Origin of the sequence: Pontibacter rugosus (assembly GCF_042678745.1) — a bacterium.
Lineage (GTDB): Bacteria > Bacteroidota > Bacteroidia > Cytophagales > Hymenobacteraceae > Pontibacter > Pontibacter rugosus.
Map to the genome: position 1 here is coordinate 16,916 of NZ_JBHTLD010000017.1, position 20,162 is coordinate 37,077.

The 20,162-nt window shown below is 55.2% G+C and carries 21 protein-coding genes; 11 read left to right on the top strand and 10 right to left on the bottom strand.

The annotated features are described in order from the left end of the window. The first annotated feature begins 367 nt into the window (after positions 1–367). On the top strand, positions 368–1,249 hold the full coding sequence (locus ACFQ2O_RS03540) for a HEPN domain-containing protein (RefSeq protein ID WP_377523016.1): 882 nt from the start codon (positions 368–370) through the stop codon (positions 1,247–1,249). On the opposite strand, the gene ACFQ2O_RS03545 is transcribed toward ACFQ2O_RS03540, so the two are convergent. Then, complete coding sequence (locus tag ACFQ2O_RS03545; RefSeq protein WP_377523020.1) at positions 1,239–1,484, bottom strand: helix-turn-helix transcriptional regulator; 246 nt, start codon at positions 1,482–1,484, stop codon at positions 1,239–1,241. The genes ACFQ2O_RS03540 and ACFQ2O_RS03545 overlap by 11 nt on opposite strands. A 561-nt stretch (positions 1,485–2,045) precedes the next feature. On the opposite strand from ACFQ2O_RS03545, the gene ACFQ2O_RS03550 reads away from it, so the two are divergent. The 6 genes from ACFQ2O_RS03550 to ACFQ2O_RS03575 all read left to right on the top strand — a co-directional run bounded on the left by ACFQ2O_RS03550 (position 2,046) and on the right by ACFQ2O_RS03575 (position 9,499). Then, on the top strand, positions 2,046–2,345 hold the full coding sequence (locus tag ACFQ2O_RS03550) for a hypothetical protein (protein WP_377523023.1): 300 nt from the start codon (positions 2,046–2,048) through the stop codon (positions 2,343–2,345). Between the two features lie 136 nt (positions 2,346–2,481). Beyond that, the gene (locus ACFQ2O_RS03555; RefSeq protein ID WP_377523026.1) at positions 2,482–2,871 is read left to right on the top strand and encodes a hypothetical protein; all 390 of its coding nucleotides are present in this window, start codon (positions 2,482–2,484) and stop codon (positions 2,869–2,871) included. A gap of 33 nt (positions 2,872–2,904) precedes the next feature. After that, positions 2,905–3,186 (top strand): hypothetical protein, encoded by a 282-nt coding sequence (locus tag ACFQ2O_RS03560; RefSeq protein ID WP_377523029.1) that lies wholly within the window; start codon positions 2,905–2,907, stop codon positions 3,184–3,186. Positions 3,187–3,310: 124 nt separating this feature from the next. Next, positions 3,311–4,651 carry a TlpA family protein disulfide reductase gene (locus tag ACFQ2O_RS03565; RefSeq protein ID WP_377523032.1) on the top strand — a complete coding sequence of 447 codons (1,341 nt, stop codon included), beginning with the start codon at positions 3,311–3,313 and terminating at the stop codon, positions 4,649–4,651. A gap of 264 nt (positions 4,652–4,915) precedes the next feature. Further along, positions 4,916–8,110 (top strand): SusC/RagA family TonB-linked outer membrane protein, encoded by a 3,195-nt coding sequence (locus ACFQ2O_RS03570; RefSeq protein WP_377523033.1) that lies wholly within the window; start codon positions 4,916–4,918, stop codon positions 8,108–8,110. A 12-nt stretch (positions 8,111–8,122) separates the two neighbouring features. After that, positions 8,123–9,499, top strand: coding sequence for a RagB/SusD family nutrient uptake outer membrane protein (locus tag ACFQ2O_RS03575; protein ID WP_377523034.1), 1,377 nt, complete (start codon positions 8,123–8,125; stop codon positions 9,497–9,499). A gap of 63 nt (positions 9,500–9,562) precedes the next feature. Here the strand turns inward: ACFQ2O_RS03575 and ACFQ2O_RS03580 are convergent, their stop codons facing one another. The 3 genes from ACFQ2O_RS03580 to ACFQ2O_RS03590 form a co-directional block, all read right to left on the bottom strand. Continuing rightward, positions 9,563–9,859, bottom strand: a complete 297-nt coding sequence (locus ACFQ2O_RS03580; RefSeq protein WP_377523035.1) for a hypothetical protein — start codon at positions 9,857–9,859, stop codon at positions 9,563–9,565. Positions 9,860–9,887: 28 nt separating this feature from the next. After that, positions 9,888–10,367 (bottom strand): MauE/DoxX family redox-associated membrane protein, encoded by a 480-nt coding sequence (locus tag ACFQ2O_RS03585; RefSeq protein ID WP_377523036.1) that lies wholly within the window; start codon positions 10,365–10,367, stop codon positions 9,888–9,890. Between the two features lie 152 nt (positions 10,368–10,519). Beyond that, positions 10,520–11,125, bottom strand: a complete 606-nt coding sequence (locus tag ACFQ2O_RS03590) for a Crp/Fnr family transcriptional regulator (protein WP_377523037.1) — start codon at positions 11,123–11,125, stop codon at positions 10,520–10,522. 534 nt (positions 11,126–11,659) lie between these two features. Between ACFQ2O_RS03590 and ACFQ2O_RS03595 the strand changes: the two genes are divergently transcribed. Next, positions 11,660–11,809, top strand: coding sequence for a hypothetical protein (locus ACFQ2O_RS03595; protein ID WP_377523038.1), 150 nt, complete (start codon positions 11,660–11,662; stop codon positions 11,807–11,809). 348 nt (positions 11,810–12,157) lie between these two features. On the opposite strand, the gene ACFQ2O_RS03600 is transcribed toward ACFQ2O_RS03595, so the two are convergent. Next, positions 12,158–12,787, bottom strand: coding sequence for a Fic family protein (locus tag ACFQ2O_RS03600; protein ID WP_377523039.1), 630 nt, complete (start codon positions 12,785–12,787; stop codon positions 12,158–12,160). A gap of 11 nt (positions 12,788–12,798) precedes the next feature. Further along, positions 12,799–13,071 carry a hypothetical protein gene (locus ACFQ2O_RS03605; protein ID WP_377523040.1) on the bottom strand — a complete coding sequence of 91 codons (273 nt, stop codon included), beginning with the start codon at positions 13,069–13,071 and terminating at the stop codon, positions 12,799–12,801. 300 nt (positions 13,072–13,371) lie between these two features. Between ACFQ2O_RS03605 and ACFQ2O_RS03610 the strand changes: the two genes are divergently transcribed. The 3 genes from ACFQ2O_RS03610 to ACFQ2O_RS03620 all read left to right on the top strand — a co-directional run bounded on the left by ACFQ2O_RS03610 (position 13,372) and on the right by ACFQ2O_RS03620 (position 16,521). Further along, positions 13,372–14,349, top strand: coding sequence for a hypothetical protein (locus tag ACFQ2O_RS03610; RefSeq protein ID WP_377523041.1), 978 nt, complete (start codon positions 13,372–13,374; stop codon positions 14,347–14,349). Between the two features lie 836 nt (positions 14,350–15,185). Next, positions 15,186–15,581: a hypothetical protein gene (locus ACFQ2O_RS03615; protein WP_377523042.1), complete on the top strand. Its 396-nt coding sequence runs from the start codon at positions 15,186–15,188 to the stop codon at positions 15,579–15,581. A gap of 85 nt (positions 15,582–15,666) precedes the next feature. Continuing rightward, positions 15,667–16,521, top strand: coding sequence for a hypothetical protein (locus ACFQ2O_RS03620; protein ID WP_377523043.1), 855 nt, complete (start codon positions 15,667–15,669; stop codon positions 16,519–16,521). Positions 16,522–16,714: 193 nt separating this feature from the next. On the opposite strand, the gene ACFQ2O_RS03625 is transcribed toward ACFQ2O_RS03620, so the two are convergent. From ACFQ2O_RS03625 to ACFQ2O_RS03640, 4 genes are all read right to left on the bottom strand, one after another. Next, complete coding sequence (locus ACFQ2O_RS03625) at positions 16,715–18,304, bottom strand: PDDEXK nuclease domain-containing protein (protein ID WP_377523044.1); 1,590 nt, start codon at positions 18,302–18,304, stop codon at positions 16,715–16,717. Between the two features lie 342 nt (positions 18,305–18,646). After that, on the bottom strand, positions 18,647–18,973 hold the full coding sequence (locus ACFQ2O_RS03630) for a GIY-YIG nuclease family protein (protein ID WP_377523045.1): 327 nt from the start codon (positions 18,971–18,973) through the stop codon (positions 18,647–18,649). After that, positions 18,970–19,257 carry a hypothetical protein gene (locus tag ACFQ2O_RS03635; RefSeq protein WP_377523046.1) on the bottom strand — a complete coding sequence of 96 codons (288 nt, stop codon included), beginning with the start codon at positions 19,255–19,257 and terminating at the stop codon, positions 18,970–18,972. The genes ACFQ2O_RS03630 and ACFQ2O_RS03635 overlap by 4 nt, the downstream gene beginning before the upstream one ends. A 63-nt stretch (positions 19,258–19,320) precedes the next feature. After that, the gene (locus tag ACFQ2O_RS03640) at positions 19,321–20,079 is read right to left on the bottom strand and encodes a ParA family protein (RefSeq protein WP_377523047.1); all 759 of its coding nucleotides are present in this window, start codon (positions 20,077–20,079) and stop codon (positions 19,321–19,323) included. Positions 20,080–20,162 lie beyond the last annotated feature (83 nt).

The window sequence follows — 20,162 nt, forward strand, 5'->3', positions numbered from 1 at the left end:
CTCATTAGTACAGAAGCGCAACCATTTCTACTACTATCAAAAGCCAATTCAAAGTTTATCAATTCTTATAAATCGTATCATACGCGACATGTGGTCAACGCCTATCGTACGAAAACCCCACCATCAATACACTTTTTTAAAGTCCAAAGCATCTCCACTGATTGCATCCTAACTATTATTGCAATGTTTTCACAGGCTGAATAGTAAAACTATCTTTGGGTATTATTTTAATGCTACTCAAAAGTGACGGAAGCTACTTTTAGTAAGTACAAGTATAAGCGTAGAAGAAAGTGAGCCAGTAAACCTCTTTTATATTTAACAGCATTTATCTGGTTAAATGCTTATTTTTATAGCACTAACACACACTATGAAAACCTCCCTCTCCCACCTCTCATTAGAAAATCAGCAAGAGCTGTCTGATATAGTTACCCGCATCAAGTCAATAGCCATGCCTGAGAAAATCATCTTGTTCGGGAGCTATGCTACGGGGAAAAACGTGAACGACCAGTACACGAAGGAGGATACCAGGTATGACTATGTGAGCGATTATGATATTCTGATCCTCTATAAGGATACTGACCTGGAATACTACGAGATAGAGGACAAGATACTGCAAACATATGAGTACAAAGCGCCGCTTAGCCTAATCATTCTCCACATTGATGCTATCAACAACCAACTGAAGGTAGGTGACTATTTTCTAGAAGAGATGCTTGAGAACGGAGTGCTTCTGTATGACTCAGGCAGCTCAACCTTTGTTACACCTCAAAAGCTAACTAAGGAAGAAAAGCTTGACAAGGTTAAAGCTGATTTTGAATTCTATTTTAGCAATGGTTCGAAGTTTCTTCGCCATGCAAAGATTGAATTGGATGACTCAAGAAAAGAAGAAGTAAGTCCTAATCTTGCTGCATACTTTCTACATCAGGCTACAGAGTCATTCTACAGTATGATGCTTCTAGTTTACTCTGGATACAAACCTAAAGCACATAATTTAGACAAGTTTAGAAAGCTCATTAAACAATTAGCAGTTGAAATTACAGAAGTGTTTCCTATTGTTGAGAAGGACAGACATGAGTTGTACCTATTCGATTTAATGAAGAGGGCCTACATTTCTGCAAAGTATAAAAGAAGCTTTGTAGTTTCCTATCAGGATGTCGAGGAACTCCTACAAAGAGTAGCACACTTAAGAGAAATCACAAAACTGCTTTGTGATAGTAAGATTGAAAGTATACAGAACTCTAATCTATAGATGAATAATCGAAGTCAACGAGTTGGCTAAATGTCATACCAAAGGCCTCTGCCATCTCTACAAGGAGAAAACTACCTGGATCATGCAATCCTTTCTCTATTCTATTAATTGATTGCCTATCCCTTCCCCCAATTCTAGCTCCAAGTTCTTCTTGGCTCCAGCTCCTTGCATTTCTCAATTCTGCAATTCTCTCCCCTAATCGTCTTTTATATACTTCCTTTCTAATGTACCCCATTGATTAAGTTGTGTAGTGGGGCAATCTTCAGATTAAGTGAAAAATACTTGTAAACATATTTGATACATAAGCAATATTTATCTATATTTACAGAAGCTATTTAAGCTATCACAGTCTCATTACTAAGGCCTGAGAATCAAAGTAAGCATGAGACGATGAAGCAGATATTCTATAAAAGAAAAAGATTAGGTAGCGGGGTTCCTTTTATACTTGCGGGCAGATTCTCAAGCTCTAGTAATGTAAACAGGAACCCCCTACTTGGTCTCTATATGCTATTCCTGGTTTTAGGTGCTCTCCTAGCTCTAACAGGGAATACTATAGGCATCCTAATTGGACACAACACAACACTTACCCCTATCGTAGGGGGTAACGCACCGCGCCCCACACGAGAGACACAAAACTGGGCGCTCCTGATCTGCCCGCCGGACTGATCCTCTCCCTCCCGTTGCCACCCTGCGCGCATCCGCTGCGCCTTTCCCTGGAGCTGGCTGATCCTTTAATTTTTGTTATCTGCCTTGCCCCCTACCGGGAAGGCTCCTTTACCTTTTTTGCTTGAGACCCATGGAAGCAACACCTGTATACCAGCTTAAACGGCCTTCCGACGCTACTCCTGAGGAAATACTGCGGGCTTTCCGGCTCGCCTACTCCCTCCCGGAGGTGCAGGCTGCCCTCCGGCACTGCCTGCATCCAAGAGACACGGAAGCCGCTAACCTCCCAGCTTTATATGAAAACATTGACCTTCTTCTTTCGGCTGTATACCAGCTGCCTTTGCCTGCCCCGACCCCGCTCGCGGCAGCACTTGATTCGCTAAGCCAGCAGGTCTCCCACAACTGGGTCCTGCTCATCTGCCCGCCGGAGTAAGGCCCCCTTACAAGCTCCCTAACATCAGGTACAGGAGGCTTTACCCGGGCACGGCCCGCATTTTCCTGTGCAGCACCGGAACCCTCCACCAAGGGCTCTCAGCTACCCTATTGCCTATTCTTTTACTCCTTAGCCCATGAAAGCAATGCCGTACACCCCCTATACCGAACCCGGCCTATCGCCCGAGCAGGTGCTCCGGCGCTTCTGTGCCCGTTACCCGCGCGACAGAGCCCAGCAGGAGCTGTGGAAATGGTTTATCCTCGCCCTCAAGGGCCACTACGACGGCCTTTCCTCGACGCGCACCACGTACCTGATCGCTTTTTATGAAAACACCAAAGAGCTGTTTTCGGCTGTCTATCAGCTCCAGGACCCGCCCCTCCAGGAGGAGCAGGCCCCGCTGCCCCCGGAAACGGAACAACCCGTCCCCGGCTCCTTTGCCACGGCGCTCGACCTGCTGCATGCCTGCGGCTCCCACAACTGGACGCTTCTGGTCTGCCCGGATAGGCCGACACAGCTACGCAGCTGAACTCATGTTATACCATTAACCCGCTCCATTCATATGCAAGCCATCCAATTCAACGACCAGGGGGAGCTCCGCACCACCCCACAGGAGGTAATTTCCGACCTCTGCACCGCCCCCACCCGCGAGGAGGCGCAGGACGCCCTCTGGGCCTGGGTGCAGCCAGTATTACTCGAATGCCACCGCCAACAGCAGCCCGCGCGAGTCCGGTCCCTGACCGCTTTTTACGAGCAGCTCGAGCAGCTTGTCAACGCCGTGTACCACATGCGGGAGGACCCCACCGTCGCCCCGCCACAGCCGAAGGGAACGCGCCATGACTAACTGCCCTGTCCATAGCTGGGCGCTGCTCATCTGCCCGCCGGAGTGAGCCGCCCGCCTTAAAAGCCGCCGCCCCGGGAAGGAGCAGCGGCCCCTGTCTCCCTGTTCACGCTAAATTTTAATGCTTATGCTCCTGAAAAAATGGTTCTACGGGATTCCCATGTCCCTTTATTTCCTCTTGCTTGTTTTATTCCTGCAGCTGCTGCCGGGCTTTTTGCTCTCGCTGGCCCGGGCCCAGCCACCTGCCCAGGCCCTGGAAGTAGGCCAGCCCCTCCCGGACGTCCTGCTGCCCCGGATGGTCAATTACCCGGCCCCGGCAGCATCCCTGCACGCCTTCGAGGGCAGGCTCGTGCTCCTGGCTTTCTGGGCTACCTGGTGCGGTACCTCCCGGGCCACAATACCACAGCTGGCGGCCCTGCAGGAAGCTTTCTCGGACAGCCTCCGTGTGCTGCTGGCCACCGACGAGGACGAAGCCCGGGTACGGGCTTACATCAGCCGCTGGGAAGCTTCGGAGCGGTCTCCCTTTACGCTCCCGGTTGCCGTCAACGACACCTCCCTGGCCAAACACTTTCCCTACCGGCTCGTCCCCCACATCGTCTGGATCGGGCAGGACCGGAAGGTGAAAGCCATCACGGGCGCCGAACAGGTGACGCCGCAGTCTGTGCGGCGGGCCCTGCGGGAGGAGATCTTTCCCACGGTCGTCAAAAAGGACATCGACGTCTCCCGGCCCCTGTTTATGGGCCCTGACCTCCCTACCGACAAGCTCACCCACTACAGCATCCTGCTCAAAGGGCGCATCTCGGGGCTTCCCAGCGGCAGCCACCTGCGCGAAAGCGGGGGTATTGTGCGGGGCAGGGCTGTGACCAACAGGCCCCTGGTGGACCTCTACCAGACGGTGGCCATGGCTTTCATCCCTGACTACACGCCTAGCCGGCTGCTGCTGGAGGTACGGGACCCCGGGCAGCTGCTGCCGGAAGGGTTAGGCGACAGCCTGGCTGCCTGGGAGCAGGAGCACTTTTACTCCTATGATCTCATCGTCCCCGCCACCGAGGCGGACACCCTCTATACCCGCATGCTGGAGGACCTGAACAAAAACTCCCCCTACCACGGGACTATTGAAAAGCGCCGGGTGCCCTGCCTGGTCCTCACGCTCAAGGGCAGTGCCCGGCGGCTGGCCACAAAAGGCGGCAAAAAGCAGAACACGCTCTACAAAGAGGGCCCTAAGCGCCTGCGCAATGCGCCGCTCGCCTACCTGGTCAACCAGCTGCTCAGCGAGAAAACGATCCGCCTCCCCGTAGTCGACGGCACGGGCTATGCCGGCAACGTGGACCTGGACATCCGCGCGCCGCTCTCCGACCTGCCGGCCCTGCGCCGGGAGCTCCGGCGCTACAACCTGGAGCTGGTGGAGGCCGAGCGGGAAATCGACGTGCTCGTGCTCCGCGACAAAACGCCGCCCGTGCCGCAATGACGGGTAGCCGCCCCAGCCCCGACACCTGGGGTTCGGGCGGCGGCAAAGCAAAAACAGGCCCCCTTGCCGGGCCATACCACTAGGGAAGAAACAGGGGTGGCCGTACCGGAAGCGCAGTGCCGGTGCCGGAGGATCCGCTTGTTTTTAAGTGAGTGAACAGGTCGCCTGGTCCGCCGGCAGCCCGGCCACCCCGCCTTCTTCCTTTTCCGCCCGGGGTGTAGTCCCGGATGCATTTGATTTTTTAACCTTTAACACCGTTCGCTTATGAAAAGAATAATACTGCTGTGGTGCCTGCTGGGCCTCCTGGTGCCGGGCATGGCGCAGCAAGCGCTGCACGGCCGGGTAGTTTCAGCCACCGACCGCACGCCCCTGCCCGGAGCCACCGTGACCCTCCAACACACCGCCGTGGGCGTCGTCACCGACGCAGACGGCTCCTTTACCCTGCCCGCCGTGCAGGCGGGGGACACCCTGCTGGTTTCCTATATCGGGTATGCCCCCCGCCAGCGGGTCCTGCGCCTGCCCCTGCCCCCTTCGCTGGAGATTTCCCTGGCCGAGGCCGATCAGGGCCTGCGGGAGGTGGTGGTCTCCACCGGCTACCAGCGCATCCCGCAGGAGCGCGCCACCGGCTCCTTTGCCCAGGTCTCTGAGGCCACGCTGCAGGAGCAGGTCAGCACCGACATCCTCAGCCGGCTGGAGGCCGTGGCCAGCGGGGTGAGTGTGGACCGCTCCCGCCTGACGCCCGAGCTGATGGTGCGGGGGCTGAGCACCATCAACGGGCCCGCCACCCCTCTTATCGTGGTGGACAACTTCCCTTACGAGGGGGACATCGGCAACCTCAATCCCAACGACGTGGAGAGCATCACCGTTCTCAAGGACGCCGCGGCCGCCTCAATCTGGGGAGCCCGCGCCGGCAACGGCGTGATCGTGATCACCACCAAAAAGGGCCGCTTCAACCAGCCCCTGACCGTGGGCTTCAACTCCAGCGTATCCGTTTCCCAGGAGCCGGACCTCTCCTACCTGCAGCAGATGAAGGCCTCGGACTTTATCGACGTGGAGCAGTTCCTCTTTGAAAAGGGCTACTACCGGGGCCAGCTCGCCAGCAGCGGCCGGCCCGTGCTCTCCCCCGTGGTGGAGCTCCTGGCAGCCGTGCAGAACGGGACGCTCTCGGCGGCGGAGGCCGATGCCCGCATTGCCGCCCTGCGCCAGGTGGACGTGCGCGACGACTTTGCGCGGCATGTCTACCAGCGCGCTGTCCGGCAGCAGCATGCCCTCAGCCTCTCCGGCGGCACCGAGGAGATGGCCTGGAACCTCTCGGCCGGCTACGACCGCAACCAAAGCCCCCTGGATGCTAGTTACAGCCGCGCCACCCTCCGCTTAAACCACACCCTCCGCCCCACCAAATCCCTTACCCTGACCACCTCGGCCGCCTATGCCCGGCAGGAGAGCACCAGCGGCAAACCGGGCTACGGGCAGGTGGCGCCTGGCGCAAACGACCTCTTCCCCTACGCCCGGCTGGCCGACGAGGCCGGGAACCCGCTGCCCCTGGTGCGGGACTACCGGCAGGCCTACAAGGACACAGCCGGGGGCGGGCGGCTGCTGGACTGGAACTACTACCCGCTGACCGACTACCGCCATACCCCGGAAACGTCCGCGCTGCAGGACGTGCTGCTTCATGCGGGGCTGCATTATACCTGGCAGCACGGCCTTAGCGCCGAGGTCCGCTACCAGCACCAACGGCAGCACACCGAAGGCAGGCTCCTGCAGGACGAGGACAGCTACTATGCGCGCAACCTGGTCAACCGCTACACCCAATTGGACCCGGCGACCGGCACCTGGCACTACCGCGTGCCGCCCGGGGGCATTCTCGATGTGTCGGGCAGCCTGCTGGCTTCCCACAACCTGCGGGGCCAGCTGAACTTTGACAGGACCTGGAAAAGCCACAGCTTGGCCGTGATCGCCGGCACCGAGCTGCGCGATACCCGCACCACGGGCCAGGCCAGCAGGCTCTACGGCTACGACGAGGAGATCCTCACCTTCGGCAGCGTGGACCACACCACCCCCTACCCCGACTTTGTGTCCGGCCGGACGTCCTTTATCCCCGACAGGCGGGACGTGGACGAGACGCTCAGCCGCTTTGTCTCCCAGTACGCCAACGCCGCCTACACCTTCCGGGAGAAATACACCCTGACCGCCAGCGCGCGCCGGGATGCCTCCAACCTCTTCGGCCTGCACACCAACGACCTCTGGAACCCCCTCTGGTCGGCGGGCCTGGGCTGGGACATCTCCCGGGAGTCCTTTTACCCGCTGGGCTTCCTGCCTTTCCTGAAGCTGCGGACGACCTACGGCTTCAGCGGGAACACCAATCCGGCCATGACGGCCGTGACGACGATGTCCTACGTGAGCACTTCCCCCTACACCCAGCTGCCCTATGCCCGCTTCTCGACCTACGCCAACCCGGACCTGCGCTGGGAGACGGTGGGCATGTGGAATGTGGGGCTGGACTTCAGCACCAAAAACGACAGGCTGAGCGGCAGCCTGGAGTACTACCGCAAACGGGGGCGCGATTTGTTCGGCACCTCCCCTGTGGACTACACGGCCGGGGTGGGCAGCGAGGTGGTCCGCAACGTGGCCTCCATGGCGGGGCAGGGAGTGGACGCCGTGCTCCAGAGCCTCAACCTGAACGGGGCCTTCAAGTGGACTTCGCAGCTGAACTTCAGCTACGCCGCCGACGAGGTAAGCGACTACTTCCTGAGCTCCCGGCAGGGCAGCCGCTTTATCTCCTCCAACCAGCAGGTGTCCGGGGTGCCCGGGCGGCCGGTCTATGCCGTGTATTCCTACCGGTGGGCGGGACTGGACCCGCAGACGGGGAATCCGCTGGGCTACCTGGGCGAGGAAAGCAGCAGCGACTACCGCGCCCTCACAGGCCCCGACACCCAGCTGGAGCACCTGGTGTACCACGGCTCGGCCCTTCCCACCTTCTTTGGTGGGCTCGGCAACACCTTTTCCTGGAAGGGCTTTTCCCTGACAGCCCGGCTGAGCTGGAAGCTGGGCTACTACTTCCGGGACCGCTCCATTGACTATTCGGCTTTGTACGCCAACTGGCGCGGCCACCCGGACTTCGCCCAACGCTGGCAGCAGCCCGGGGATGAGCAGCAAACAACTGTTCCCTCGCTCATCTACCCGCGGGACACCCGGCGGGATACCTTCTATGCCGGCTCCGAGGTGCTGGTGGAAAAGGGCGACCATGTTCGCCTCCAGTACGTGACGGCCGCCTACGCCTTTGCCATTGCCCGCCGGAAGCAGGCCTCCCCGCACCGGGCACAGGTATACCTGAACCTGAGCAACCTGGGCATCCTGTGGCGGGCCAACGACCGGGGGATTGACCCCGACTACAGCACAAGCCCCTTCGGCCTACCGGAACCCGCCACCGCCGCCCTGGGCCTGAAACTTAACCTTTAACCCACGAACACTATGTACACGTACACGATCAAACGAAGCCTGTGGGCCCTGCTGCTGCTGGCCTGCACCCTGGTTGCCTGCGAGGACTTCCTGGAGGAGAAGCCGGACGGGAAGCTGGCCGTTCCCTCCTCCCTGGAAGACCTGCAGGCCCTGCTGGACTATGTCAACGTCCTCAACTACAACAGCCCGGCCGGCTCCTCGGAGACCAGCGCCGACGACTATTACCTGACCACCGACGCCTGGGCCGCCCTTTTCAACGAGGGGGAGCAGCGCAAGTACACCTGGGCGGAAGACAACCTGTTCCACATCGACTACTACCCCAACGACTGGTACAGCGCCTACGAGCGGGTGTATTATGCCAACACAGTACTGGAAGGACTCCAGCGCCTGGCGCGCACCCCCGCCAACGCCGCGGCATGGGACCAGGTGAAAGGCCAGGCCCTCTACCACCGGGCACAGGCGCTGCTGAACGCCGCCTTCGTCTGGACTGTGGCCTATGACGAGGCGACGGCGGCCACGGACCTGGGCCTGCCCCTGCGGCTCAGCACCGACTTCGGCGGGCGCTCCGTGCGGGCAAGCCTGCAGGAGACCTACGGGCAGATCCTACAGGATTTGGAGCAGGCGACGGCCCTGCTGCCGGTCACGGCGCGCCACGTCATGCGCCCGTCCGCGCCCGCGGCCCATGCCCTGCTGGCCAGGACCTTGCTGGTGATGGGGCGCTACGCGGAGGCCGGGGCCCAGGCCGACCGCAGCCTGCAGCTTTACGACCGCCTGCTCGACTACAACACGCTGGACTCGGCCGTGAGCTTCCCGTTTCCCCCGTTCAACCCGGAGGTCCTGCAGGAAAGCCAGATCAGCACCCCCGAGCCGCTCTACATCAGCACGGCCCGCGTGGACTCCACCCTCTATCGCCTGTACGCGCCCGATGACCTGCGAAAGGCCCTGTTTTTCCAGGAGAACGCAGACGGCTCCCAGGCCTACCGGGGCAGCTACGAGGGCAACCCCACCCTCTTTGCGGGCGTCGCCACCGATGAAGTCTACCTGATCCAGGCGGAAACACTCGCCCGGGCCGGGGACGTGACAGGGGCCCTGGAGCGCCTGAACACGCTGCTGCGCTACCGGTGGCGCACCGGCACCTTTGTCGAACTGACAGCGGCCACCCCCGACGAGGCCCTGGCCCTAGTCCTGCAGGAGCGGCGCAAGGAGCTCCTGATGCGGGGCCTGCGGTGGATGGACATCAAGCGGCTCAACCGCGAAGGGGCCGGCATCACCCTTCGGCGCGTGCTCGATGGCCGGGCCTACGTGCTGCCTCCGGGGGACCCGCGCTTTGCCCTGCCCCTGCCAGAGGAGGTGATCGAGCTCTCGGGCATGACGCAGAACCCCAGGTAAACGAAGAGGGCCTAAGCCGGAATATCCGGCTTAGGCCCTCTTGTTTCTATCCTACCCTTTGCCTTAGAACCTGCGGCCGGTGGCCTCGTTCAACAGCTGCGTGGTATTGCGCGAATCCAGGTAGTCCTGCAGATCCGCTTCGTTGGTGGCGTCGACCACGATGCTGCAGGCCAGGGGCTTGGCGTTGTCGCAGCCCTGGGGCGGCGCAATGTCCAGCGAGTAGTGGCCGGCGTCCTTCATCTGGCTCTGACTGGTGCCTGTAAACACCCACTCCTGGTTCACCGGTGCCGTGAAGGCCATGGTGCCCGCAGCCACGGCCACCGCTGCGAGGGCCATGAGGTTGATTTTAAGTTTTTTCATCTTTGTAAAAATTATATGGTACAACATTTTATCTGCCGCCACTGCGGTAGGCAGCCTCCCCTGAAGCGGCGTCTCCCCCGGAGGCGCTGCTTCTTTTTTTCTTCCACATATACAGACCGGCTCCCGCCAGCACGGTAAAAATCAGGTTAAACACCAGGTGCTCTCCCCATCCCAGGCTATTGAGGATGCCCCCGCAGGCGCAGGGCAGGTCTTCCCACACCCCCGCCACGGCCAGCCCCACATACCCGGTGAACAGGAGCAACAGTCCTAGTGAAACCAGCAGTCCCTCGCCCCGGGTGCGCCGGAACACCAGCAGCGCTGCCGCTCCCAGCTCCACCCCTGGTAGCGCCCACACCAGCACAGCTGCCCACCCGTCCGGGAAGGGCTGCCGCAGGAGCTGCACTGCGAAAGCTTCAAATTCCTGTAGCTTACTCACGGCGGCATACACCCACAGGACCACGAGCACCAGGCTGATGAGCTGTGTGCCTATTTCCACTTTTTCTTTCATGAGGTCGGTGTTGCTTTCCTGAAGTAAAGGTAGGGGTCTGCCGCCGCAAAGGGCTTACCCCATGACAAGGCTTTGCGGTTGCGCCGGCAAAAGTGCACTTGCCCCAGTCAGGCCGACGGGTTGTCCTGTGTTGTACAAGCGAAGGATACGGGTTACCGGTGGCGCTTCTTCAGCCGGCTCAGCGACCAGGGCGTGATGCCCAGGTACGAGGCGATCACCTCCTGGGACACCTTCTGCTCCACGCGCGGGTGCGTGGCCAGTAGGTCCTGGTAGCGCTCCCAGGCCGTGCGGGTGAGCAGGTCGCGGGCGCGCTGCTGGTGGAAGGCGTTGTAGTGCAGGCAGAGGGCGCGGGCCAGTCTTTCGGTGGGCGGAAAACGCGCAAAGATTTCCTCCAGTTGCCCATGGGAGAGGGAAAGCAGGGTGCTGCCGGGCAGCACCTCCAGGTAAATGTCCGAGGGCTGTCGCAGGAAAAAGCTGTTGGCCGCCACGGCAAAGGACTCCTCCTCCCAGAGAAACAGGGTGATGTCGCTTCCCGTGCGCTCGTTGTAGCAGAAGCCCCGGGCAAAGCCATCGGCGACAAAATAGGCATGGTCCACCGGCTGCCCGGAGCTTAGCAGCAGCTGCTTTTGGGCATAGTGGCTTTCGGCCAGTACCTCCCCGGCGTGTGCCCGCAGGGCAGCCTGTGCCTGGCCGGTCAGCAACTCTCCGGGAAAAGGGTGCAGGCGCAGGAGGGCCTGGCAAAGTTTGTCTGTTTTCATCAGCAAAGGAGTATGTTTCCCAGTGGCCATGCCGGCCTGGGACAGGTGTAAAAGCTACATGAAGCATCCAAGGAAAGCTGCCTCCGTTCGGGGCCGGGCAGCACTGGGGCGGCAGGTGAGGTTTCTGGTATACAAAGAACAGCATCCTGCGCTGGGAGGCAAGGGCATTCTTCACTACCAGGGAAGCGATTTTACCCTACGGCGTGTTTTCCTTCCAGGGCAGGAAAGCGGGATCTTTCCCAAACAGAGCGGGGAAAAAAGCGGGGGCCATGGGAACTGTTTAGCTTATGTGTCCAGGGGACCTTTTGTCTTGTACTAAAGGATAGATTTCAATCGAACCTTGGTGGTATAGAAAGGTGTGGTCTCGCTCTGCAGCAGGGACACAGGGTCAGACTTTCTCATCACGCGCTACAAGGACCAACTTAGCGAAGCGCAGCTGATAAAGGCAGGCCTTCATGAAAGGCAGCTAAAAGCCGTTGCCTTACCGGGGAGCACGGCACCGTCAACAACTCGCATAACCAGCGAATCAACAGCGTGGGAAAAACCACAGCCACTGAGGAGCAGCAGCAGCTGGTGGCTCTGGCCATCCTTACCCACACCGGCCAGGCCGTGGCTCCAAGTATGAAATGGCCATCTAATTGGCCGAATTGGCCAATCTTCGTCCTGAAGTTCGCCAGACAATAGGCAGCAGGAAAGATGCAAGCACGAAGCCGCTGGCTGTGCGGCAGCTGACCCGCAGGCGAGCATGAATTGGGATGCGGCTGGGCTGGCCGTGGCTGAACGGAGTGAAGCGGCGGCCAGCGCCGTTGTACTGGAACCTGTGGTCCGGCTTTCCCTGCTTCTCAATGCCCATCAGGTTGCGGCCCCAAGGGTCGTAGTAGCTCCTACTGCAAGTTTGCGTCCAGCTGGTGCAGCTACAGACAAAAAAGGCTACAAGAATAAAACCAGAGTTGCACTTCCTGCATACTAGCTACTCTGAAATAAAGACATACAGCAGCACTGTCAATTTACATCTAGATAGGGTAGCACTAGCTACCGGTTTGCAGGAGTTACAACCGCGTTGCTAGTGCTTCGCCCCCCACCAGGCGCTTTAACAAGGATGCCTTTCTGGATCAGGTCCAGTATGTCCCGTCCGGCTGTATCCTGAGAGCATTTGGCAATCTTGGCCCATTTAGAGGATGTCAGCTTTCCTGTAAATCCTTCGTGTAGCCTGGTGATCAGCAGGCGCTGCCGTTCATTCATAGGCGTAGCAGCATGCACATCCCAGAAGCGGGCTCTTTCCATGACGGTCTCCAATTTTGCTTCAGCCAGGCGCAGCGCGCTGTGCAGGCAAGTAAGAAACCATTCCAGCCAGGGGGTGATGTCGAGTGGTCCTTTCTGTGTTTTCTCCAGGATGGCACAGTAAGCTGTTCGCTCCTGCCTGATGTGGGCAGACATGCTATAGTAGCGCTGGCTGCTTTTCTCTGCCCTGGCCAGCTGCATGCCAGTCAGGGCACGTGCCACCCGCCCGTTGCCATCGTCAAACGGGTGCAGCGTCACAAACCAAAGGTGCGCCATGCCTGCCTTAAGTACCGGATCGAGCTGGTGCTCCTGGTTAAACCAGGTAAGGAAGCGCTGCATCTCTTCTTCCAGCGTAGGGGCATCAGGTGCCTTAAAATGCACCTTCTCCCGCCCTAATGGCCCGGGACTACCTGCAGGGGCCCTTTTGTGTTGTCTCGCAAGGCACCGGCAAGGATAGGGTACATGCCGCTTCTGCCTGTTGGAAACAGGGAAGCCTGCCAGTCAAGCAGCCGTTCTTTGGTCAGGGGGGCCTGGTAGCACTGCGTGGCATCAAGCATCATCTCTACAACCCCTTCTACATCGCGGTCTGCCGGAACAAGCCCGGCACAGTCGACGGGCAACAGAAGAGCGCACCTCTCCCAAGAGTGGAGAAAGGCTGGTTTCATCCCAGTGGAACCGAGGCCAGTGCGGGTGGTAGCTGTAGTAGCTCATATACAAAAAAGAAGATGCGGTGAATGCACTGCTTATTTACTGCAAATCTGCGGAGTATATTTGATTTATTCACCCATACCTATCTTCATGAAACCACTTGCAGGCAAATACAAAAACGGAGGGGCTGCTTTTGGAAATTGGCAATCAGACAGAAATTCGTTTAATATAGGTTTCATATATACTATATTCGCTAGTCTAGTTTCAGCCAGCCAACGTTAGGGTGAAAAAACAGATTAACTCCTTTTACACCGTAGTTGACCGAAATAAATCAGAAAATGAAAAGCTTTAGGTTATTGATAGTTTTGATTGCAACGCTTTGTTTACCCCTCGAGCTTTTTGCTGAGACTTGGGATGAACCATGGCAGAAGGAAGTCATAAAAAAAGCAGACTATTTTATCCTTGCAAGTGTACGTAGCATTGACTCCGCGGGAGCAAAGGTTGATGTAGTGAAGAGTTTCGGAGGTAACAGCTTGCATGGAACAATTAACATCTCGGGCTTCTATATGCTAGATTTAAAAAGTTCATCCGGCCGTGGTCTGCACTTTCCACTCGAAGAGCCTAAATCTTATTACCTTTTTCTCAAGAAAGGAGAAGGTGGCAGTTATAGCTTACCTACGCCTACATCGGGGTACGCGCCACTAGAGGAAGGTAAGGTGATGGCAACCTACCGACACAGTTACCACCAAGCACTGGTTTCTCAAGAAATTTACGAAGACACCTATACCGAGATTTGGAGCTACTTTAAGTCTAAAAAGTTCGATCGATCTAAAGTATCGAATTTTATTGAAGTTTATTTATCCCAAGAACCCGCTGGTTTTGATGAGGAAGAGATTGAAACGTTCTTTTTACAGCATGTTGCTTTAGAAACAGCTTTTCTACTTGACATGAACATGGAACTAGGCACGCTGAAAAAGTTTATTGAAACTGACAACTTTCATTCAAGAGTGTCTGCCTTGCAACTTCTTAGGAACGATAATTCAGTTGCGGTGGCTGAATACCTTTTCAACTTCATCTCCGATAAAAAAAATGGAAATTTCGAAAAGGTGATAGCCATTAGATCACTTTGGGAAGTTGGAGGTGAAGCGTATCAAAAAAAGTTGATGGCAATGCAGCGAAAGCTGTCGGATGAAGAAACAGGCTTCGGGGGAAACATCATGGACCCGCGCGTAGCAACTAGCTTTCCTAGCCCTAGACAGGCTGTGCTGGAGTTGAGTAAAAGTAAAATTGTTTAGGTCAATCGAGTAGACGGCCCCACCAGCGTTAACTGATGGGGTGCGCCTCTCACACCACCGTACGTACGGGTCGCGTATACGGCGGTTCGTTAAGGATAGCACAGTCGCTCTTTACTCCAGCTGTGCCCTTGCCCTAGTTTGGGATAAGGCTAGCAAACTCAAGATTTGAACCTCCTTATCGGATTTCGGGCAACTTAACGTTCAGCCCTTCACCGCCCTGTGAGGCCTCCGCAGTGCTTACGGCTCGTTTCCAGGCGGCTACTATGGCCTCTGCTGACTGCTTGGCTCATAGGAGTACCGAACCTAATCCAAGCTCTCCCCAGGTAAGGCACCTATCCTTCCACCTAATCCTGCTGCATCTACACAGAGCCGTTTGTTGGTCAGGGGCTTTGCAAAGATGTGCTTGCTTACCCACGACTCCCTGCCTCTTATGCAGTTTCTATTCGTCAGTTCAGGTGTTTGCAGTCCCGCTTCCTTCACTGCATACCTCACGGTAAACCAGCTTGCGGCTTGCTAATCGGCTTCACCAACTCGCCGATAAGGGATTTGCACCCTCTGGGTAATCTGAGTATATTTCTTTCGAAATATTACTCGTGCCATGCTGGGCACACACAAAACCTAAACGTTAGCTTTGCCGCCGTTTAGGCAAGTACGTTGTGCTGCAGAGATAAAGAGATTCCTAAGTATTCAAAATGGGATTTGGATTTAATTTATTCTTTAGTTTCATTCTTGTTCCATTGACAGGAATGCTATTGATTGCTTGGCTCCTATCGAGAAAGCGCTTGATTGGAAAAATACTTGGTCTCATTTGGATCGGAATTTTAGGCCTTGTCTTGTTGTCGGGAAGTGTACGTTGGCTGACTTCTAAAACAGAACTGGATAAAGACGACTACTACGGAAAGTATGTGGTAAACAGAGATTACTTTAAGGGAAAGCAAACGGATTGGCAATACAATCATTTTCGATTTGAAATAACAGATAAAGACTCGATCTTCTTTCAAATAACGGACAAGAAGAAAATACTGAAGACATATCGTGGGGTAATCAAAACGACCGACCCCGACAATTACCGCTCGGACAGACTTATTATCGAAATGGAGCAACCGACACACCATATTCTTACAAGTAACCCGACAACCTATAGAAGTGCTTGGGATTTTTATTTGGTATTTAACTCGCCAAAATTTCATAACGTATTCTTTAAGAAAGGGAAATGGGAGCCAATAGAATAAAAAAATTCAACCGCACAACAAAACCAATAGTGTGTAAAAACACCACAGCCAAGCCGCTAGCAGCATACCCTAAACATGATAGCATATGAATAGAATCTTGACTGTAGTTTTTGCGCTACTGATACTAAGTGCGTTCGGGCAGAATAAACCAACTGAGAAAGCGCAGCCAATTATCGAAGAGGGAAAGCTTCTGTATGGATCAGAAATGGCCTCGTGGTACGGGACCGACTTGTTTATGGAAAGCTACAGGGACAGGGGAAACATAGGCGGCTACTTTTCCTACACGGCAAATGACACCTCCAAGTGCATATTCTTTTCCAAGTCTGAGATGCCTGAAGTGATTGGCACGATTTCTTTTGACAGCACTTACAATGCCAGCACAGCAAAAATAGATTTAGGCAGACGGAAGTTCACAGAGGCCGAGCATGGGCTTTACACCATCAGACAGCTTGCTTTAGCTGAGATAAATGCCGACACCTTATTTAAGACCTACAACAACACTACCTTAAACCTGATCCCATTGATTAAAGGAAACGAGAAAAAGGTTTATGTGCTGACAGGTCCTCAGGAAAGTGGCGTTGTGATTTTTGGAAACGACTATTTGCTGACTTTTGATGATCGTCATAAACTGACCCTTAAGAAACAGCTACACAGAAACATCATACCCATATACTATGGAGGTGAGGAGGAGAAGGACCAGCAGATTGAGGGTACAATGCACAGCCATTTACCGGAGACAGGCGATTATATAACGGCAACTGACATCTGTACGCTACTGCTGTATGGGAAATTCGCCAAATGGAAAACCCACAATGTAGTGTCCAAAAAGTACCTGAACATTTGGGATTGCGAGACAGACCAATTAACCGTAGTTTCCATGGATGTCGTTGAAAAGATCCATAGAGACCAAGAGAGGCGAAACAAGAAAAAGAAAAAATAAGAGATGTAGTGCCTGTGGAGTGGGACGACAGGACTTCCGGTACAATAAATACTAAAAGGAATAGCACCAAATTTTCTACTCCTATTTTGGGATTGCGCATACTTACCTTTCAGAAACAAGCGAAAGGCGAGCCGAAAATCAAAGAAGAATTTCTCCAACACAGTTCATCATTTAGGCTGCTGCTCCCAGTATGCTAGCTTATGCGCTCCAAGCACCCGTTGATCTCCTCTATCACCTCCTCACAACACTTCTCTGCCAGCTCTTGCAGCTCACTCTCCGTCCATTCCTGGTGATACAGCTTCTCCACCCACGCTTTTTCCCTGGTTGGCCCCACGCCGTACTTGTAGTTCTCCAACACAAAGATCACGTCAGTCGACACATTGAAGGCCTTGGTGCCCGCCTTTTTAAAACCTTCCAGGCGCAGGCTCAGCCCTACCAGGTTTACATTCTCCCGTTGCCACGCCTCCTCCAGTTCCTCTGTGGTATAGTTAGGCTTGGAGAGACTGTTGACCCTTTTAGCTAGCCAGAAACCGGTAAACAGCGGGATTACCTCATCCAGGCATTTGGTTATCCTAGCGGCTAGTTCCGGCAATACCCTGTCGAACAAGTCCACAACTGCGTCCTTGTCTTTGCTCCTTTGCACTTCCTCCCTGTCTACTACCGACAGCAGGTCCCGTAGTTTGCGCAGCTTCTGGTCCAGCGGCCTCACATGCGCCTGTATCTCTTTTTCCAGTTCCTGCTCCAGCGCCTCGATCGTTGGCAGCTCGCCCTGCAGTTCCTTTGGCATGGCCTCCAGTACTTCGTACTCGGCCACCCCCATCGGCTTGTTCACATCCCGAAGCGCGTACTCCACCGTCACCTTGTTTTTGCTTTTGCATAGAATCAGCCCGATGGACGGCTTGTCGTCAGCTGACCTAAAATCCTCGTCTACGGCGGAGAGGTAAAAATTCATCTTCCCGGCGTACTCTGGCTTGAAGTCCCCTATCTTCAGCTCTATCACCACATAGCAGTGCAGCTTCAGGTGGTAGAGGAGCAAATCGACGTAATAGTCTTGTCCACCCTTCTCCAGGTGCACCTGGCGCCCCACATAGGAGAAGCCCCTTCCCATCTCCAGCAGGAACTTGGAGATGTGATCTACGAGCGCTTTCTCCAGGTCCCGCTCCTGGGCCTCAGCCGAGAGCTGCAGGAAGTCGAACTTGTAAGGGTCCTTGAACAGCTCCCTTGCCAGGTCCCCCTGAGCCACCGGCATGGTCTGTGAGAAATTATGCTGCAGTCGCCCCTGCCGCTCGTGCAGGCGCGACTCGATCTGGTGCACGAGCATGTTGCGGCTCCAGCCGCTCTCTGCCGTCTGCTTGATATAGAAGAGACGCTCCGCCTCGCCCTTGACCTTGTCCAAAATCGTTACGTGGTGGTACCAGGTGATTTGTGCAAGCGGTTCTTGCACAAATCGGGCACCTCCCGGCACAGGAAGTGCCAAGCCGGTTTGTGCAGGCGGCGCTTGCACAAACCTAGGCCACGCGTCTGCGAAAGCACGCATGTACTTGAGGTTGCGCGCCGAGATGCCTTTCATGTCCGGAAACTCCCGCCGCAGATCGGTGGCGAGCCGGTCGATAACCTTTGCGCCCCATCCCTCCTGCCGCTGCCGCTGCAGAATAGCATGCCCGATTTTCCAATAGAGCTGGAGCATCTGCTCATTGACAGTAATCACCGCATGTAGGCGGGAGGCGTTTATCTCAGCCTTCAGCGTTTCTACCAGATTCCAGTATGTTGTGATGCTGTTCATGGTGCTTCTTAGATGAAATGAACCAGAGGTCTGGCAAATGTAGGCAAAGAAAAGGATCATCTTTTCTGGTCATCCTGCATAGAGTCTCAGAAACAAATGAAGTAGCCAAAACAAATTGAGACGGATCCCAACACCAAATTAGTAAGACGGTGTGGATGAGAATCTCTTCATTGTTTCTCACTGCTCCCTATTAAGGGCAGCTACTGCAACTGGAGGGAATGAAACTAACTAGTATTCCCTATACGTAACGGTGGTCTTATTTCTTCCACCTACCGAAGCGCTCTTTAACGTGCAGTCTATCAGCCCTTGTCTGCCCGCATACATACCTCTTCCCTGCCACATTCAGGCGGCAAAGAGCTCCAGCTGGCCTTCGAGGCAGAAACGGTTGTTGAACTTTGGTTTGAGCGTTTGGATGTAGTGCCGCTCCAGGCGCAGGACCTGTTCCTTGTTCTCGTATTCCTGCAGGTAGATCCGCGAGTCCTCCGTGCACTTGGCCTTGTGCTTGGCCATGCGCCAGAAGATGTTGCTAGTCTCCCCCACGTACACACACACCCCCGCCTCCACGATGAAGTACAGGAAGTAGGAGGTATTATCCCGCACATACCTCAGGTGCCGGTACTCGCGCAGCACCTCCCTCCTACTGTATGACTTTAAATCAGCTAAGGTCATTTTTTCTGAAGGTACGGTTTGCCCTTAAAGTATTCCTTCAGGATATACTCCACAAAGTCTGACTTGCTGCGGTACATCTCATGCAGGGTGCCCTGGTCGATGTACTCCTCGAGCACCTCGTCCACAAAAAAGGTAATGCGTTTCCTGTTCGACTTCTGCCTTTTGTTGGGAGGCACTGGTACGGGTACTTCCTCCTTTACCGGACCGGCGGGTGCCTCCGCCGGGCGTGCCCCGTGCAGCTTGCCCAGCACATTATCGAATCGCTTTGTCTCTTTGCTCGCCATAAGAAGCTTCTATTATTAAATACTATTCACAAACTTAATACTTTATTCATACTTAATAAAGTATTACTCTTTAACAATCTCCTGCGTGAGTTCCCTGTAGTCTTTCGCCCCATTGGAATCAGGCGCGTAGGAAAACACATCCTGGTTCATCACCAGGCATTCGTGCAAGGCCACGTTCGTCCGTATCGTTGTTTTGAGCACCTTGTCCCCCAATTGACCCTGTGCTTCCTTCACAATGGTTTTCCCCAGAATCGTTTGCGCGTTTTTGGAATGATTTGTAAAAAACAGACCTCCAAGTTGCAGCTTCGGGTTAAGCTCCTCTTCCACAATGATCGCAATGGTCTCCAGCATTTTATCCAGTCCGTTCCAGGCAAAAGGCTCCGCGGCCATCGGGATGTATACTTTGTCTGAGGCAATTAGGGCATTCACGGTATAGATACCCAATGAGGGCGGACAGTCGATGATCACGTAGTCGTACTTATCCTTCACCTTCTTCAGGACCGAGCGCAACTTCGCTGCCCCGGCAACCGAGTGGGCCACGGCATTCTCCCGCGAGATCAGGGAGTGACCGGAGTAGGCAATATCCACCCCGTTTGCCTCGCGGATAACCGCGGTGATTTTACAGTTGTCTAAAAGCGCGTCTGATATATTCAACTCTTCCCGGGGAGATATCCCAACGGAGGTGGTTAAGTTTGCCTGGGCATCCAAATCAACCAACAGCACCTTCAGGCCCATTTCCTTCAAGGCATACCCGATCCCCAGCGTACTGGTCGTCTTGGCGACTCCTCCTTTTGCGTTTACGATGGACAGGACTTTCGTCATATGTTTTTAACTTTATTACTTATGAATAACTTATTAACTTTATTTACTTTAACAACAGTTTTTAACCTACTTAAGCTTGTAAG

Bases quoted from the DNA above. Each gene is read 5' to 3' on its own strand.
- ACFQ2O_RS03540 (WP_377523016.1), top strand. From the start codon at position 368: ATGAAAACCTCCCTCTCCCACCTCTCATTAGAAAATCAGCAAGAGCTG.
- ACFQ2O_RS03545 (WP_377523020.1), bottom strand. From the start codon at position 1,484: ATGGGGTACATTAGAAAGGAAGTATATAAAAGACGATTAGGGGAGAGA.
- ACFQ2O_RS03550 (WP_377523023.1), top strand. From the start codon at position 2,046: ATGGAAGCAACACCTGTATACCAGCTTAAACGGCCTTCCGACGCTACT.
- ACFQ2O_RS03555 (WP_377523026.1), top strand. From the start codon at position 2,482: ATGAAAGCAATGCCGTACACCCCCTATACCGAACCCGGCCTATCGCCC.
- ACFQ2O_RS03560 (WP_377523029.1), top strand. From the start codon at position 2,905: ATGCAAGCCATCCAATTCAACGACCAGGGGGAGCTCCGCACCACCCCA.
- ACFQ2O_RS03565 (WP_377523032.1), top strand. From the start codon at position 3,311: ATGCTCCTGAAAAAATGGTTCTACGGGATTCCCATGTCCCTTTATTTC.
- ACFQ2O_RS03570 (WP_377523033.1), top strand. From the start codon at position 4,916: ATGAAAAGAATAATACTGCTGTGGTGCCTGCTGGGCCTCCTGGTGCCG.
- ACFQ2O_RS03575 (WP_377523034.1), top strand. From the start codon at position 8,123: ATGTACACGTACACGATCAAACGAAGCCTGTGGGCCCTGCTGCTGCTG.
- ACFQ2O_RS03580 (WP_377523035.1), bottom strand. From the start codon at position 9,859: ATGAAAAAACTTAAAATCAACCTCATGGCCCTCGCAGCGGTGGCCGTG.
- ACFQ2O_RS03585 (WP_377523036.1), bottom strand. From the start codon at position 10,367: ATGAAAGAAAAAGTGGAAATAGGCACACAGCTCATCAGCCTGGTGCTC.
- ACFQ2O_RS03590 (WP_377523037.1), bottom strand. From the start codon at position 11,125: ATGAAAACAGACAAACTTTGCCAGGCCCTCCTGCGCCTGCACCCTTTT.
- ACFQ2O_RS03605 (WP_377523040.1), bottom strand. From the start codon at position 13,071: ATGAAACCAGCCTTTCTCCACTCTTGGGAGAGGTGCGCTCTTCTGTTG.
- ACFQ2O_RS03620 (WP_377523043.1), top strand. From the start codon at position 15,667: ATGAATAGAATCTTGACTGTAGTTTTTGCGCTACTGATACTAAGTGCG.
- ACFQ2O_RS03625 (WP_377523044.1), bottom strand. From the start codon at position 18,304: ATGAACAGCATCACAACATACTGGAATCTGGTAGAAACGCTGAAGGCT.
- ACFQ2O_RS03630 (WP_377523045.1), bottom strand. From the start codon at position 18,973: ATGACCTTAGCTGATTTAAAGTCATACAGTAGGAGGGAGGTGCTGCGC.
- ACFQ2O_RS03635 (WP_377523046.1), bottom strand. From the start codon at position 19,257: ATGGCGAGCAAAGAGACAAAGCGATTCGATAATGTGCTGGGCAAGCTG.
- ACFQ2O_RS03640 (WP_377523047.1), bottom strand. From the start codon at position 20,079: ATGACGAAAGTCCTGTCCATCGTAAACGCAAAAGGAGGAGTCGCCAAG.